The 14345-nt window shown below is 70.2% G+C and carries 11 protein-coding genes; 5 read left to right on the top strand and 6 right to left on the bottom strand.

Going from position 1 to position 14345, the window contains the following annotated elements; translation table 11 throughout:
* Nucleotides 1–325 precede the first annotated feature (325 nt).
* Nucleotides 326–493 carry a hypothetical protein gene (locus POL25_RS44350; RefSeq protein WP_272087264.1) on the bottom strand — a complete coding sequence of 56 codons (168 nt, stop codon included), beginning with the start codon at nucleotides 491–493 and terminating at the stop codon, nucleotides 326–328.
* Here POL25_RS44350 and POL25_RS15780 point away from each other — a divergent pair.
* Complete coding sequence (locus POL25_RS15780; protein WP_272086845.1) at nucleotides 446–1624, top strand: ISL3 family transposase; 1179 nt, start codon at nucleotides 446–448, stop codon at nucleotides 1622–1624. The two genes, POL25_RS44350 and POL25_RS15780, sit on opposite strands and share 48 nt — an antisense overlap.
* Before the next feature lie 340 nt (nucleotides 1625–1964).
* On the opposite strand, the gene POL25_RS15775 is transcribed toward POL25_RS15780, so the two are convergent.
* Together POL25_RS15775 and POL25_RS15770 are read right to left on the bottom strand one after the other, a co-directional pair.
* Nucleotides 1965–2789 carry an MbnP family protein gene (locus POL25_RS15775; RefSeq protein WP_272086844.1) on the bottom strand — a complete coding sequence of 275 codons (825 nt, stop codon included), beginning with the start codon at nucleotides 2787–2789 and terminating at the stop codon, nucleotides 1965–1967.
* Between the two features lie 224 nt (nucleotides 2790–3013).
* Nucleotides 3014–3508, bottom strand: coding sequence for a hypothetical protein (locus tag POL25_RS15770; protein ID WP_272086843.1), 495 nt, complete (start codon nucleotides 3506–3508; stop codon nucleotides 3014–3016).
* A gap of 829 nt (nucleotides 3509–4337) precedes the next feature.
* Here POL25_RS15770 and POL25_RS15765 point away from each other — a divergent pair.
* Nucleotides 4338–5561, top strand: a complete 1224-nt coding sequence (locus tag POL25_RS15765; RefSeq protein WP_272086842.1) for a metallophosphoesterase — start codon at nucleotides 4338–4340, stop codon at nucleotides 5559–5561.
* A 20-nt stretch (nucleotides 5562–5581) separates the two neighbouring features.
* Here POL25_RS15765 and POL25_RS15760 read toward each other — a convergent pair whose 3' ends face one another.
* Nucleotides 5582–6541: an MSS51 C-terminal domain-containing protein gene (locus POL25_RS15760; protein WP_272086841.1), complete on the bottom strand. Its 960-nt coding sequence runs from the start codon at nucleotides 6539–6541 to the stop codon at nucleotides 5582–5584.
* A gap of 159 nt (nucleotides 6542–6700) precedes the next feature.
* Here POL25_RS15760 and POL25_RS44345 point away from each other — a divergent pair, with 159 nt between their 5' ends.
* Nucleotides 6701–8404 carry an Eco57I restriction-modification methylase domain-containing protein gene (locus POL25_RS44345; protein WP_272086840.1) on the top strand — a complete coding sequence of 568 codons (1704 nt, stop codon included), beginning with the start codon at nucleotides 6701–6703 and terminating at the stop codon, nucleotides 8402–8404.
* A gap of 60 nt (nucleotides 8405–8464) precedes the next feature.
* On the opposite strand, the gene POL25_RS15750 is transcribed toward POL25_RS44345, so the two are convergent.
* Nucleotides 8465–9538, bottom strand: a complete 1074-nt coding sequence (locus tag POL25_RS15750; protein WP_272086839.1) for a M28 family peptidase — start codon at nucleotides 9536–9538, stop codon at nucleotides 8465–8467.
* Nucleotides 9539–9756: 218 nt separating this feature from the next.
* Here POL25_RS15750 and POL25_RS15745 point away from each other — a divergent pair, with 218 nt between their 5' ends.
* A complete protein-coding gene (locus POL25_RS15745; protein WP_272086838.1) occupies nucleotides 9757–10971 on the top strand; it encodes a type I restriction endonuclease in 1215 nt (404 codons plus the stop codon).
* Nucleotides 10972–11088: 117 nt separating this feature from the next.
* Nucleotides 11089–12336, top strand: coding sequence for a hypothetical protein (locus POL25_RS15740; protein ID WP_272086837.1), 1248 nt, complete (start codon nucleotides 11089–11091; stop codon nucleotides 12334–12336).
* A gap of 277 nt (nucleotides 12337–12613) precedes the next feature.
* On the opposite strand, the gene POL25_RS15735 is transcribed toward POL25_RS15740, so the two are convergent.
* A complete protein-coding gene (locus POL25_RS15735; protein WP_272086836.1) occupies nucleotides 12614–14290 on the bottom strand; it encodes a serine hydrolase domain-containing protein in 1677 nt (558 codons plus the stop codon).
* Nucleotides 14291–14345 lie beyond the last annotated feature (55 nt).

Here is a 14345-nt window from a genome sequence, read left to right as displayed (position 1 = left end):
CTGCGCCTCGCATGGGGTCCGGGGAAGGGTCGGCGACGAGTTCAGCGTCGGGGTGGGCGCTCGTGCCTCGCGCCCACCCTGCCTCGTATTCGTCGCCGACCCTTCCCCGAACCCCGAGCACGGCTGCAGCCGTGAGAGGCCGCCTCGCCGGTGCGGGCTTCGATGGGAAGGTGTCTCTTGGGGCAGGTCGTCGGCGCCTGTTCGACGGCCGGGGCTGGCCGCCGAACAGGCGCTTTCTCGCGGTGCGGAACGGCGTGGCATCGTTCACGCAAATGTGGCCTGTATGCGCGGGCTTCCATAGATCGCTCGCAATTAAATCGGCTCTTCAGGGTTGAGGGTGGCGTGGGTTGCGCGCGAAATCGCGCCGTGATACCGTGCGCGAATGGCAGAGACCGAACTCTATGCCCGCATTCTCGGTATCGAGGCTCCCTGGCGTGTTGCTGCGGTGAAGCTGCAGCTCGGGCAGGGGCAGATCGTCATCGAGGTCGAGCACGACTCCGATGTGCCGACGAGGTGCCCGGAGTGTGACCAGGCTGTTCCCCGTCACGATACACGGACTCGTCGATGGCGGCACCTCGATACGTGTCAGTATCGGACGATCATCGAAGCCGGCGTACCGCGGACGTCGTGCCCGAAGCACGGTACGCTGACGATGCGCGTCTCTTGGGCGGACGGTAGCGCCCGGCTCACCGCGCTGTTCGAGGCGCTGGTGATCGACTGGCTCCGCGAGGCGTCGATCGCAGTGGTCGCGGAGCGCCTCGGCCTCTCGTGGGATCAGGTCGCCGGCGTCCAGGAGCGTGCAGTACAACGTGGACTCGAGCGCCGCGAGGTCGCGCTGCCGTCGATGCTCGCCGTCGACGAGACCTCCTTCCAGCGGCGCCACGAGTACGTCACGATCGTGCATGACCCGAAGTCCGCCAGCAAGCGGGTCATCCACGTCGCCGACGGACGCGGCAAAGGGGCCCTCAAGGGCTTCCTGAGCGGCTTTTCGCGCCCAGAGAGGGCTGCGGTCTCGGTGGTCGTCATGGACATGCACGAGCCCTACATTCAAGCTGTCCGCGAGGCCATCCCCGATGGCGACGCGAAGATCGCCTTCGACAAGTACCACGTCGCCGCGCGCCTCGGTCAAGCCGTCGACCACGTGCGACGCGAGGAACACCGCGCTCTCCACGGCCTCGGCGACGACCGGCTCAAGGGCACCAAGTACCTCTGGCTGCGCAACCCCGAACGGATGAGCAAGGAGGTCTGGGACGACTTCGAGGCGCTGCGGACGAGCTCGCTGCGGACGGCCCGCGCGTGGGCGCTCAAGGAGGCGGCGATGGAGGTCTGGGAGCACACCTCGCCGAGCAACATGCGGGATCAATGGGCCATGTGGTACGATTGGGCCATCCGCTCTCGCCTGGAGCCGATGAAGGCCGCCGCGCGCATGGTCAAGAATCACCTCGGCGGCATCATCCATGCAGCCACCGAACGGATCACCAACGCCTCTGCCGAGGGCCTCAACTCGGTCATCCAGAAGCTCAAGTACGTCGCCCGCGGCTTCCGTAACCGCGAGCGCTTCCGAGATGCGATCTACTTCCACCTCGGCGGCCTCGACCTCTATCCTGCCGGGATCACGCGCTGAATCAGCGGTATCCACCACAAACCCTGAAGAGCCATTAAATCGCTGCCCCCGGGATATTAGTGAAATCCGAAGCCTGCTCATGCATCACTATTGCAAGAGCACGTGGCTAAGTCGAACCCTCACCCGGCTCCTCGAAGCCCTGAACCAGCGCATACCTTCAAATCAGCGTAAGTTCCTGCAGGCCCTGGCCAACACGGTGGCTGATCCGGACCGGCGCAACAACCTCGGCAGTTTTCCGCAGTGGCGTTTGCCCGGGTGAGACCCTGCGACGCGCCACCTGACCGTCGACGCACGGGAGCGCCTCTCGACGCGCGAGTGACCTGCGCCTTGACCCCAGCGATCAATCGACGCTGAAGACGACCTGGCCGCCGATGCTGGCGCCGGTGGCGAGGTCGAGGCCGAGACGAGGGAACAACTGCGGGCACAGGGGGTCGACCTGGCGCGACCAGCAGCCGCACGGGGTGCCGGCGCTCTGGCTGCAGAAGCCGAGGTCCACTTTATTAAAAATGCTGCGCCAGTCGGCGATGATGGTGCTGGTGTCGGGGTCGAAGTTGTCGAGGGCGACTTCGAATTGATTGGGGCGTCCACCATCGGCGCCGAGGTCGAGGCCGACGCCGGAGAACAGGGGCGCGCCGGCGGCGAAGGGCTCCTGCTTGGCCCAGGCGGTGAGGAACAGGTGGGCGCCGGTGACGGCGGAGCGCATGGTGGGTTCGTCGAGCGGGGCGGGCAGGTCGGCGAATTCGGTGGTGTCGAGCTCGGGCGGGACGCCGACGCGGAAGCGGAGGCCGATGTAGTCGGCGCGCTGATTGCGGTGCTCGTCGGAGAGGACGCCGCGGATCGTCTTGTTGAGGGCCGGGGTGCCGCGGCGGCACTCGCCGGTGGCGTCCTCGAAGTCGAGGAGGGCGACGCCGCGGGCCTGGAACTGGCCGTCGTCGAGCAGCTCGAGCGGGTGCTCGTCACCCGCGGCGGTGACGAGGCGAATGGCGTGCACGAACAGCCGAAAGTCCTGCGGCTTCACGTTGGCGGTAGTTTCGCGGTAGATCTCGTCGCAGCTGAAGTAGCTGCCGGCGACGGTCGGGCGGAAGAACAGCTCGACGGCGCCGTCGTCGGTGTCGCGGGCGGTGCAGGCGGGGAGGACGGCGACGATCAAGAGCAGCGCGCGCATGGTCCGAGCTTAGCGGAGGTGGCCCGCGACAGGGCGAAGGCGGGCGCGGAGGTCCGTCGGCGGACCGATGGTTTTCGCTGTTCTGCCGGGGCCGTGCGGCAAGGGGATGGCGGCCTTGGCAGCGGCGGCGAATCAGTCGCGATGCGTCGGGCCGTCAGGCACACGGTGCGCCGCCGAGGGCGGCCTTGGCAGCGGCGGCGAATCAGTCGCGATGCGTCGGGCCGTCAGGCACACGGTGCGCCGCCGATGGCGGCCTCGCACTGGGAGGCGTCGACCAGGGCCTGCTCGCAGTGGTAGAGCCGACATTCGAGCGAATCGCCGGATATGGCCGGCATGCCGACGGTGGGCCACATCGCGGCGGCGGCGCTGCAGTTCTCCTCCGACTGCGGGTGCTCTTCGCCCCAGGTGCCATGATACTGGTCGTGGCAATTGACCAGCATGCACTCGCAATAATCGGCGATCGGCGAACCACCGCCCGTGGTCGTATCGGTAGTGGTATCGGAGGAGGTGGATGAGGAGGTGTGATCGTGACCGGTCTCGGTGTGCGCGTGACCCGTGGAGGTCGGCTCGGTGGCGTGGTCGTGGCCGGTCGAGGCGGTGGTGCCGGTCTCGGTGTCGTGCACGTGGCCGCTGGTGTCGTGCGAGTCGTGGTCGGTGCCGGAGTGGGTGGTCCCGCAGGCAGTCACGGCGAGGAGCAGGGGCGCGAGGATCGTCTTCATGGCGCGTGGTCGGCGGTACGCCCGAACGGGGCGGGTAGACCGGCCGAGCACTGTAGCCGAGGTGGCGGAGGGGCCGCGCTGCGGCCGCTTGTCGCAGGGCCGGAGAACGCGCGGGGCATGGATGGGTCGCGGGCGTGGATGGGGCCCGTGGGCCACGGCTGCGCGGGCGAAATCGTGAACGGGGGCAGGGCTGGCGCGGTGAAGCCGCGTGCGTGGTCGCGCCAGCATGTGGATTCGGGTCGGGGGCTCGTGACCTCCGAATGAATGGGGGGACTTCGTTTCCGGGGGTCGCAGGAATCAATCGACATCGTGATGACCGGGGCGGCGATCCCCGATGAGAGGATGCATTCATTGCTCGTACATGACGGACGGTCCAAGGCGAGGATCGGCGTGTCAAAATGGATCGCGTTGTCACCGCCGATGCTCGTCGGCCCTCCGAGCTGTCTGTTCGTGTGCGAGGCGGTGCCGCGATGGGCGAGGTCGTCCGCGCGTCCGTGAGCCGATCTGGGAGGCTTGTAGCACAGTTTGTGCCCAGATTGCTGCGATGTTCGGGCGCCGGTCTCGAGGTTGGAAACGGTCAAATCTCGGCTACGCACCGTTCTGTGGCAATGACTCCTTGCTCCAGGGTCGAATGGCGGTATCGGCGCCGAAATCAATGTGTACACCGCGTGGAGGACATCGAGTAGTTTGCGTTCTTATGCACTCCCGTCATTTCCTCCTGGGCCTCCCTGCGTGTGTGGGCATCGCCTGTTCGAGCGGCGCGGGGATCGAGCATTCCGGATTCACCAGTGCGACGCTCAGCGCGAGCGGCGCCACGTCCCCCGCGACGATGGGGCTCACCGAGGCCGACGCGGCCAGCAGTGGGTCGAGCAGCAGCGAGACGCAGGGGAGCAGCGACGGCGGGACGACCGTGGACCCGGCGCCCGGCACGAGCAGCAGCTCGACGACGACCGGCAACCTGAGCGGGGCGTTCGAGACGACGGAGCTGAGCGCGAGCAGCGGCGCACCGACGACCACGAGCGAGACGCCGGGGACGACGACCGGGGCCGATACGACGACGACGACGGGGACGACGTCGGGGACGACGACGACGACCGGGGACGGCACGACCGGCGGCCAGGGCAAGCCGCCGGTGCCCGACAACGCGACCGACGCGGACCTGCTGGTCGCGCTGCTCGGCGACCAGGGCACGGGCAAGGACACCAAGGCGGTGTACTCGCTGCTGCTGGCGGAGAAGGCCGATTTCGTGATCATCCTCGGCGACTTCGATTACGGCGACAACCCCGACGCGTGGGCGAACGAGATGGAGAGCGTGCTCGGCGACAGCTTCCCGGTGTTCGGGGTGATCGGCAATCACGACAAAGACGCGTGGTCGGGCTACCAGAACAAGCTCGAGGCGAGGCTGGCGAAGATCGCAGGGGCCAGCTGCGTGGGCGATCTGGGGGTGAAGTCGAATTGCACGTACCGCGGGCTGCACTTCGTGCTGTCGGGCCTCGGCACCAAGGGCTCGGACAAGGACCACGAGGAGTTCATCGCCGGGGTGCTGGCGAGCGACGATCACCTGTGGAGCCTGTGTACGTTCCACAAGAATCAGCGCGACCTGCAGGCGGGGGACAAGCCCGACGACCTGACGTGGAAGGCGCTGCAGTCGTGTCAAAACGACGGGTCGATCATCGTGATGGGCCACGAGCACTCGTACGCGCGCACGCGCACGCTGACCGACGTGGGGAACAAGGGAGCGGCCCATGGCGCGACCGGGATGGCCGAGCTGCTGGAGGTCGGACCGGGGCGCACGTTCTCGGTGGTGTCAGGGCTCGGGGGCAGGAGCATCCGCGAATGGGACGCGGGCCTGCACGGCGACGAGGACTGGTGGGCGTCAGTCTACACGAAAGATTACTGGCTGAAGAACGGGGTCGAGGAGGACAACTTCGAGGCCGACCACGGGGCGCTGTTCATTCGCTTCCACGTCGGCGGCGATCCCAACGCGGCGCATGGTTATTTCAAGAATATCCAGGGCGATGTGATCGACGAATTCGACATTGTCCACAAGTAGCGCGGGCGTGGCGTTGCGGGTCAGCGCCAGGCGCTCATGAATGCGTTGTCGTGGGCGAGGTCGTTGGCGAGGGTGGACGAGCGGCGGGCCGAGAGCGAGGCGAACGGGTTGGGCGTGGGGGCGAGCAGCGGTTCGGCGCCGATCGCCCGCAACAGGCGGGCCTCGCCGGCGGCCTCCCAGGCGCGATAGCTGGTGAGCGCGAACGGGACGCCCGAGCCGCGCAGGTCGTGCATGGTCGGCTTCCACGTGGGATAGAGGAGGAGGCCGCAGTCGTAACCGATGACGAGGTCGGGGCGCCCGAGCGCGGGCCACAGGTCGCGCCGATAGAGGGCCGTCACGGCACGCACGCCCGGTCCGAGGTCGCCGGGCGCGAGCTCGGGGCCGATGAGAGTGATGGCGAAGCGACGGTCGGGGTGCAGGCGCTCGAGCTCGCGCCACAGCGCCGGCGAGACGTCGCGCTCGCGCTGGGCGGCGGCGATGACGTGGATCGCGGTGGGATTCGAGATGTCCTTCGGGACATGTTCGGAGAGCAAGCCGAGGAGGTGAGCGAGCGTCAGCGGCCGGGTGGCGAGGTCGCTGAGGCAACGGCGCTCGACGGGCGCGAGGTCGGGGCCGAGCCAGGCGTCCCAGGAGGTGGGAAGGGCGGCGGTCCGACCGGCGCGGGCGAGGAGCCGGGCTTCGAGCCAGGGGCGCGCATGGGCGGCGAAGAAGGCGAGGTCGTCGGCGATCGCCCGCAGCGCGGGGCAGACCGGGGCGTGCCAGCGCAGGTCGAGCCGGCGGTGCTCGTCGCCGCAGTAGGCGACGCCGCCGCAGCGGTCGCACGGGCGGGCGGGGCCGGCGTCGCACACGAGGCAGGTGGCGGCGGGCGAGGGGGCGGCGAGACCCGCAGCAGGGTCGGAGGGGGCGGCGGGGCGCGGCTCGAGGCGTGCGATCTTCTCGAGCTCGGCGCATTGCCGGGAGTAGTCGAGGCGCGGCGGCATCGCGGGCGGAGTGTAGGACCGCGAGGGTCGGCGGGGGCCGCGAGCGCAGATCGGTGCATCGCTGCCGGGGTGGGCCGTGGCATCGCGCGGCGAGGTCGATGAATTGCGGCCGGCGAGCGCAGCGCACGCGGGCACGGACGCGCTAAGCTCGGCGCGCCCGTGCAGTCGTCGCTCGAGCCCCACGCGCCCCGACCCGGCCTCGTCGGGGCCGATGCGAGCGAGCGCGGGGCCGTGTTCACGCGGCCCGAGGTGGTCGAGGCGATGCTCGACCTGGCGGGCTATACGGCCGACCAGCCGCTGCAGCAGTGGTCGGTGCTCGAGCCGTCGTTCGGCGCGGGCGAGTTCATCATGGCGATCGTCGAGCGGCTGCTGGCCGCGTGCGCGCGCACGGGGCTGGGACCGGAGCAGGCGCGTCGGCTCGAGTCGACGGTGCGCGGGGTCGAGGTGCACGCGGAGTCGTTCGAGCGGACGCGCGAGCGGGTGCGGGCGCGGCTGCACGAGTGGGGCGCGAGCAGCCGCGAGGTGAGCCGGCTGTGCGATGCGTGGCTGATCCGCGGCGACTTTTTGCTGGCGCCGCTGACCGAGAAATTCGAGGTCGTGGTCGGCAACCCGCCGTACGTGCGGCAGGAGCGGATCCCCGAGGCCCTGCTCGTAGAATATCGCCGGCGCTATCATACCATCTACGATCGGGCCGACCTCTACGTGCCGTTCTTCGAGCGCGGGCTGCAATTGCTCGCGGATGACGGGCGGCTGGCGTTCATCTGCGCCAATCGGTGGCTGAAGAACCGCTACGGGGGGCCGCTGCGCGGGCTGGTGGCGCGCGACTATCACCTCTCGCATTACATCGACATGGAGGGGACGGACGCGTTCCAGTCGGAGGTGTTCGCGTATCCGGCGATCACGGTGATCCGTCGCGGTGCGGGCGAGCTGACGCGGATCGCCCGCAGGCCGCAGATCGCGGGCGAGCTGCCGGCGGTGGTGCAGGCGATGATCCGCGCGGACCCGGTCGACGATCCGCGGGTCGAGGTGGTGGCGCAGGCGGTCCGCGGCGAGGACCCGTGGCTGCTAGACGGCGCCGATCAGCTCGCGGTGCTGCGCCGGCTCGAGGGCGAGTTCAGGACGCTCGAGGACACCGATTGTCGGGTCGGGATCGGGGTGGCGACGGGCGCCGATCGGGTGTTCGTCGGCGATTATTCGGGGCTGCCGGTGGAGCCGGCGCGCAAGCTGCCGCTGGTGATGGCGGCCGACCTGCGCGGGGGCACGATCGCGTGGGGCGGCCGCGGGATCGTCAATCCGTTCGAGGCGGACGGGGCGCTGGCGGAGACCGGCCGTTATCCGCGCTTCGCGGCCTACGTGCATGCGCACCGCGAGGCGCTGCAGCGGCGCTACGTGGCTCGCCGCAGCCCGGAGGCGTGGTACCGGACGATCGATCGCATCGACCCTGCGCTGGCGCGCACGCCCAAGCTGCTGATCCCCGACATCAAGGGCGAGGCGACGGTCGCTTACGACGCGGGCGACTATTATCCGCACCACAACCTCTATCACGTGACGTCGCCGACGTGGGACCTGCAAGCGCTGGCGACGATCCTGCGCTCGTCGCTGGCGACGCTGTTCGTGGCCAACTACGGGATCCGGATGGCCGGCGGGTTCTTGCGGTTCCAGGCCCAGTACCTGCGGCGGATCCGGGTGCCGTCGTGGGCCGAGGTGCCGGCGAAGGCCCGGGCCGCGCTGGTCGCGGCAGCGCCCGCAGACCTCGCAGCGATCGATCGCGCGACGTTCGCGGCCTACGGAGTCGGGCGGGCGGAGGGCGAGACGATCCGCCGCGCGGCGGCGGCGGTCCGCGTCGGGCGCAGGAGCGCATAGATGGCTGAAAGGACATGCGCGGAGGGGCATGTCCTTGGGGACACAATGGATTGACTTCGCTCAGGACAGGGCGTCTTCGAGGCCGGCGACCATCCAGGCGAGCTGCTGGCGCTGGGGCTGGCTGAGGGGGCCGGTCCTGGCGGCGGCGGCGAGGGCGTCGAGGTGGGCGGCGGCCTGCGAGACGGCAGGGACGCGGGGCGCGAGGTGGCGGGCGAGGGTCCGCAGCGAGGCGATGGTGGCGAGGTCGTCGCGGGCGTGGGTGTCGAACGTGGGCGCGTCGGGCCGCTCGCGCAGCATCTGGACCAGGCCGGCGAGGTACTCGACGGTGGAGACGATCTTGTCGTAATCGAGCCGATCGGGGGTGTCGGTGGGCTGATGATAGTGCTCCCAGCGCCCGCAGCTGAGGAAGAGCACCGGGACGCCGGCCTCGCGGAACGGCTGGTAGTCGCTGAGCGGCGGGATGACGTCGAGGTCGGCGCGGCGCGGGTAGATGCCGCCGGCGATCGCGGCGGCGTCGACGAGCTCGCCAGTGCCGTGACTGAGCTCGGCGCCGAGCACGAACACGGAGTCGCGGACCTCGCTCGGGCAGCCGACAGGCCCGAGAGCGTGGCCGCACAGGTCCATGCAGACCATCATGTCGATGCCGGCGAGCGGGGCGGTCGGGTGGGCGACGTGATACATCGAGCCCATGGTGCCGTGGAGGAAATGCGGCGGCTCCTCGCCGTCGTAGGCGGCGAGCACGACGCGACGACCCGAACGGCGGCGGGCGAGCAGCTCGCGCCCGACCTCGACGAGGATCGCCACGGCGGCGGCGTTGTCGTCGGCGCCCCAAAAAGTGTCGCCGCCGAGCGAGCCCAAATGATCGTAGTGCGCGGCGACGACGATCGTGTGCTCGGCGAGCGGGCCGTGGCCAGGGATCTCGGCGAGGACGTTGGCGCCGCAGCCGGGCACGGGCTGCAAAAAGCCATCAGTGCCGCCAGGCGCGGCCCCGATCGCGCGGAACTCGTCGACGATGCGGGTGCGCGCGGCGATGCCCCCGGCCGTGTCTGGCGCCCTCCCGGCGCACTCCGGCGAGCAGAGGTAGCGAACGAGCGCTTCGATCCGCGCGCGTCTCTCCGATGGGCGAACTTGCATCCGACGATCGTAGCGGAATCCCGCGGGGCCCGGGCCGGTGAGGTCGGCGCGCGCGGTGAAGAGCAGCGGGGCGAAGACGTCCGGAGGCGCCGCGCCGTGGTCGACGGAATGGGGTGAGAACAATGGTCTATCGCAATTGAGCGAGACCGCCCGCGCTCTTCGTGGGTTCGTTGACCCCAGGGTCGCCGTCGACCTACACTCGTGAACTCGGAGTGATCATGGGCGCATTTCATGAGCAGTTACAGAAGCTCGCGGAGCAGATTCGCCGACGTCTGCCTCACGTGCACGGGGAAGAGTCGACGAAGCAGGCGCTGATTTTGCCCTTCATCGGCGCCCTCGGCTACGATATCTACGATCCGACCGAGATCCGGCCGGAATATGTCGCCGACTTCGCCAAGAAGCGCCCGGGCGGCCCGGCCGAGAAGGTCGATTATGCCATTCACCTGGCGGGCTCGCCGGTGATCTTCGTCGAATGCAAGTCGGCCGACGTGAACCTGCAGAACTTCAGCGGGCAGCTCGCGCGCTACTTCAACGCGACGCCCGTGTGCCCGGTGGCGGTGCTGACGAATGGCGTGAAGTACCTGTTTTATACGGACCTCGAGGAGCGCAACATCCTCAGCGAGAAGGCGTTCTTCGAGTTCGACATCCTGTCGTTCACGGAGGCCGACGTCGAGGTGCTGGAGTCGTTCACGCGCGAGCGGTTCAACCCGACGGGGGTGCGCGAGCAGGCCGAAGAGATCATCTATACCAGCAAGATCAGCGGCTATATCGGATCGATCTTGCGCAGCCCGCCCGAGAACTTCACCCGCTTCGTGCTCGGGGAGCTCAGCGTGTTCGCCGGCAAGCGGCTCACGCCGCGGGTGATCGAGAAGTTCACGCCGACGATCAAGCGGGCGATCCAGGCGACCCTGCTCGACATGGCGACGCGGTCGATCAAGGACCAGGGCGAGTCTAAGCCGGAGGTGCCGGTGGTCCCGCCGCCGCCGAAGGTCGAGGCGCCGCCGGTGCTGCCGCCGCCGCCGGTGATCAAGGTCGAGGAGAAGCCGGCGGCGCCGGCGGCTCCGGCGGCCCCCAACATCGTCACGACGGCCGAAGAGCTGGAGGCGCTGGAGATCATTCGCTCGATCTGCGCCGATTCGCCGGTGAGCCCGAGCGCGCCGATTCTTCACAAGGATACGACCAGCTGGTTCACGATCTCGACGATCTCGATCCGGCGGTGGTTCGTCCGGCTGTACTTCAATCAGCGCAAGAAATCGATCTTCACCAAGGTGTCCCCCGAGCAGGCCAAGGCGCTGTCGCCCGGGTTCGAGGTCGACAAGGGGTACGTCTATATCAATGGCGTGAAGGACCTGTACCGGCTGCGGCCGCTGATCCTGCTGGCGTACGAGGAGGCCGCGCGGCAGATCGAGCCGGTCGAGGCCGAGGCCGGGTGACGCGCTCAGGGGCGTGACGGAATCGCCGCGGTCCGGCCACCTGCGGCGATTCCCGCGGGTTTGGGCCGGTCCTGGTCGCTGCGTCGTTGCTGGGCCGCGGTCGTGATAGGAAGAGGGATGGCTCTCTCCCTTTCGGCTCGCGCGGCGCTCGGCGTCGCCCTCGTCACCTGCTTCGTCGCGCGCGAGGCGACGGCTTGCCTCGACCTCGGCGAGGCGTGCGCGGATGTCATGACGTGGACGACGGTCGAGTCGATGGCGGGGTCCCGCGAGCTGCCGCTCGACGCGATGATCTTGCTGAAGGTGTCGGGGCCGTCGCAGGTGCCGGTGCCACTCGACGTGATGACGGTGGAGGTGACGCTGGGCGGGATGCCGGTGGCGGGGCAGCTCGAGTCGACGGGGATCGACGGGCTGCTCGGCTGGCGGCCGGCGGGGCCGCTGGCGGCCGACAGCACGTATGTGGTGGCCGGCACGATCCACAACGTCGAGGCGACGCCGGGCGATCCGACCTGCGGCCTCGAGTTCGAGCCGTTCGAGTTCGAGGTGAGCACGGGCAGCGGGGTGATGCCGCCGCTGGTCGCGCCGGAGGTGAGCAGCAAGGAGGCGGCGGAGGTCACCGAGGTGCTGACGCTCGACAACCTGGTGTGCTGCGACGGGGCGTTCCCGGCGTTCTCCGGGGGGTGCGGCAGCGGCGGGGGATCGGTGGGCTTCGCCGAGGGTGAGTGCGTGCCGCTGCAGTGGACGGGGCGGCTGCGCGTCGACTTCGAGGGGCAGGTGCCGGGCGCGAGCGACGAGGCCGCGTCGATGGTGAGCGCGACGCTGGTGGTCGGCGGGTTCGTGGTCGAGGAGAGGTTCGTGACGTCGAGCTTCGATTTCCGCTCGCGCAACACGGGGCCGTTCTGTGCGCAGGTGGTGCTGCGCAACCTGGTGACCGGCGAGACGGCCCCGGGGTCGGAGCTCTGTCACGGGGATACGCTGGTCGATCAGCTCGGGGCGCAGACGCTGACGCAGGATTCGCCGGCGCTCGCGGTCTGCGTGGGCGCGCCGTACGTGTGTGAGATCGACGAGCTCGGTGATTCGTGGGACCCCGACCGCTGCACGGCGTGGCCGGCGAGCGAGGACAGCACGGGCGGGCCGGACGAGCCGACGACGGGGGGCCCGACGACGGGCGGGCCGACGACGGGCGGCTCGACGGGTGAGCCGGGCAGCGGGACGACGGCGGGGACTTCGGAGGACGGGGCGACGACGAACCCCGCGGACGGGCTGATCGTGCCCGGGTGCGCCTGCTCGGGCGGCGGAGCGGGGAGCGGGGGCTGGCTCGCGGGGCTCATGCTGGTCGGGTTGCGGCGGCGACGGGCGCGGGCTTGAGGCTGTTTCTTGAGACAGGTTGATTGCTGGCGCGAGAGAGGTTCTCGCGCTTCGAGGTTGGCTGTCACTCGGGACATGTGATTCGGAGGCGTCGGGCGCTGCCGCCCGGCGTCAGGCGTCGCTACGGAGCAGGCGGTAGCCGGGCTGCGGAACCGCCGCGCGTGGCCCAGCGCTGGACCGAGGAGCGGCGCCGACCTGTCGAGCGACGCGCTTGCGCTTCGAGATTGGCTGTCCCTTGGGACATGTGATTCCGAGACACTGACTCTGCCGCCCGGCCTCAGGCGTCGCTGCGGAGCAGGCGGTAGCCGGCCCATGCCAGCTCGGGGCCCTCGGGGCCGTCGAAGGCCGCGACGCGCTGGCCCTTGCCGCGGCCGACACCGAAGGTCCGGGCCTCGTGTGGGCCGGTGACGATGAGCGCGTAGCGGGCCAGGGTCGAGCTGGTGGCGAACGCTTGCGGCAGCTCGAGGCGGAGCTCGAGGCCGCCCTCGACGGCGGTGAGGTGGGCGGCCTTGAAGGCGACGACCTCGTCGGGGCCGGCGTCGACGGTGTAGCGGCCGACGCGGCGGAGCCAGTCCTCGGGGACATGTTCGAAGGGACAGCGCACACCGATCCGGGTCTCGACGCCGCGCACGGTGCTGGTGACGACGTGGTGGCCGGCGCGCTCGGCGATGGTGACGTGAGCGTCGGGGTTGTCGGCGCTGTGGAAGCCGCCGCCCGCCGCGGGGATCAGCGCGGTCTTGCCGATCTCGGCGCGCGAGACCAGGCCGCCGCGCTCGACGGCGAGGCGGACGACGTCGAACTCGTGGGCGTAGCGGCCGACGTGGGCCTGCAGCGCGGCGGGGTCGAAGGGGGCGCGCGGGCGGGCTTCGGCGTCGCCGGCGCTGGGCGGGAGGTCGAGGCCGTCGCGCTCGAGCAGGGCGGTCTGGAGGGCGAAGGCGGCGAGGTCCTCGACGCCGCCGGCCTCGCGGAAGTTGGCGAGCACGGCGACGCCGAGGCCGCGATCGGGCAGGGCGAACAGGGCGGCGCGGTGGCCGAAGGTGCGGCCGGTGTGCCAGGCGACGCGGCCGGCGTGGGCGAGGCCGACGTGCTGCAGGGCGAGGCCGAGGCCCCAGCGCTCGTCGAAATCGAGCGGGCCGGCCGACTGCGGGGTGAGCATGGCCGCGGCGGCGCCCTCACCGGCGAGCAGCCAGCGCAGCAGCGGGACGAGATCGAGGACGCTGCCGAACATGCCGGCGGCGGGCTGCAGGCGCAGGCGCGGCTCGTGCTCGCGCTGGCCGGCGCAGTAGCTGGCGGCCATGCCGGGGGGCGGGTCGAAGCCCAGGCCGGAGCCGCCGAGCGCGAGGCGGGCGACGTCGAGGACGTGCTCTTGATATGGTTTATCGGACATGTCGTCGAGGACATGTCCCATGAGGGTGTAGCCGACGTTGGAGTAGGCGTACCAGCTGTCGGGCGCGGCGAGCAGGGGCTCCTCGGCGACCTCGTCGGCGACGCGTCGCCAGTCGGGCGGGCGCGCGCCGAGGCTGCCGCGGTGCCAGTCGGAGACGAGGCCGGAGCGGTGACAGAGGAGCTGACGCAAGCGGATGGCGTCGCTGCCGAGCGCGCGCAACTGCGGGAGGTGGCGCTGCAGCGGGGCCTCGAGGTCGAGCCGGCCGGCCTGCGCGGCGCGCACGGCCGCGAGGGCGGTGTAGATCTTGGTGAGCGAGCCGATCGCGTAGACGGTGTCGGCGGTGGCAGGCTGCCGCGCCTCGCGGTCGGCCATGCCGAAGCCGGTGGCCCAGGCGAGCTCGCCGCGATCGACGAGGGCGATGCTGAGGCCGACGACGGGCATCTTCTCGCGCCAGGCGTCGAGCAGGGCGGCGACGGTGTCGCGCGTCTCGCCGAAGCCAGGCTCGACCCTGCGCGGCCGACCGCACGCGAGCGCGGCGGTCCCGGCGAGGAAGCTGCGGCGGCGCACCCGGGCATCGTACGCGAGGGCGGGCGCGGAAGGGGGATGGGCGTGGCAATGAGAT

The sequence above is a fragment of the Nannocystis bainbridge genome (assembly GCF_028368995.1).
Lineage (GTDB): Bacteria > Myxococcota_A > Polyangia > Nannocystales > Nannocystaceae > Nannocystis > Nannocystis bainbridge.
Note: the sequence above shows the minus strand (reverse complement) of the source record. Positions and strands in the feature narration are given on the sequence as shown.

What these genes read in the sequence shown, in the direction of transcription:
- POL25_RS15775 (WP_272086844.1), bottom strand. Translation starts at nt 2,789, where the DNA reads ATGCGCGCGCTGCTCTTGATCGTCGCCGTCCTCCCCGCCTGCACCGCC.
- POL25_RS15770 (WP_272086843.1), bottom strand. Translation starts at nt 3,508, where the DNA reads ATGAAGACGATCCTCGCGCCCCTGCTCCTCGCCGTGACTGCCTGCGGG.
- POL25_RS15765 (WP_272086842.1), top strand. Translation starts at nt 4,338, where the DNA reads ATGGGGCTCACCGAGGCCGACGCGGCCAGCAGTGGGTCGAGCAGCAGC.
- POL25_RS15760 (WP_272086841.1), bottom strand. Translation starts at nt 6,541, where the DNA reads ATGCCGCCGCGCCTCGACTACTCCCGGCAATGCGCCGAGCTCGAGAAG.
- POL25_RS15750 (WP_272086839.1), bottom strand. Translation starts at nt 9,538, where the DNA reads ATGCAAGTTCGCCCATCGGAGAGACGCGCGCGGATCGAAGCGCTCGTT.
- POL25_RS15745 (WP_272086838.1), top strand. Translation starts at nt 9,757, where the DNA reads ATGGGCGCATTTCATGAGCAGTTACAGAAGCTCGCGGAGCAGATTCGC.
- POL25_RS15740 (WP_272086837.1), top strand. Translation starts at nt 11,089, where the DNA reads ATGGCTCTCTCCCTTTCGGCTCGCGCGGCGCTCGGCGTCGCCCTCGTC.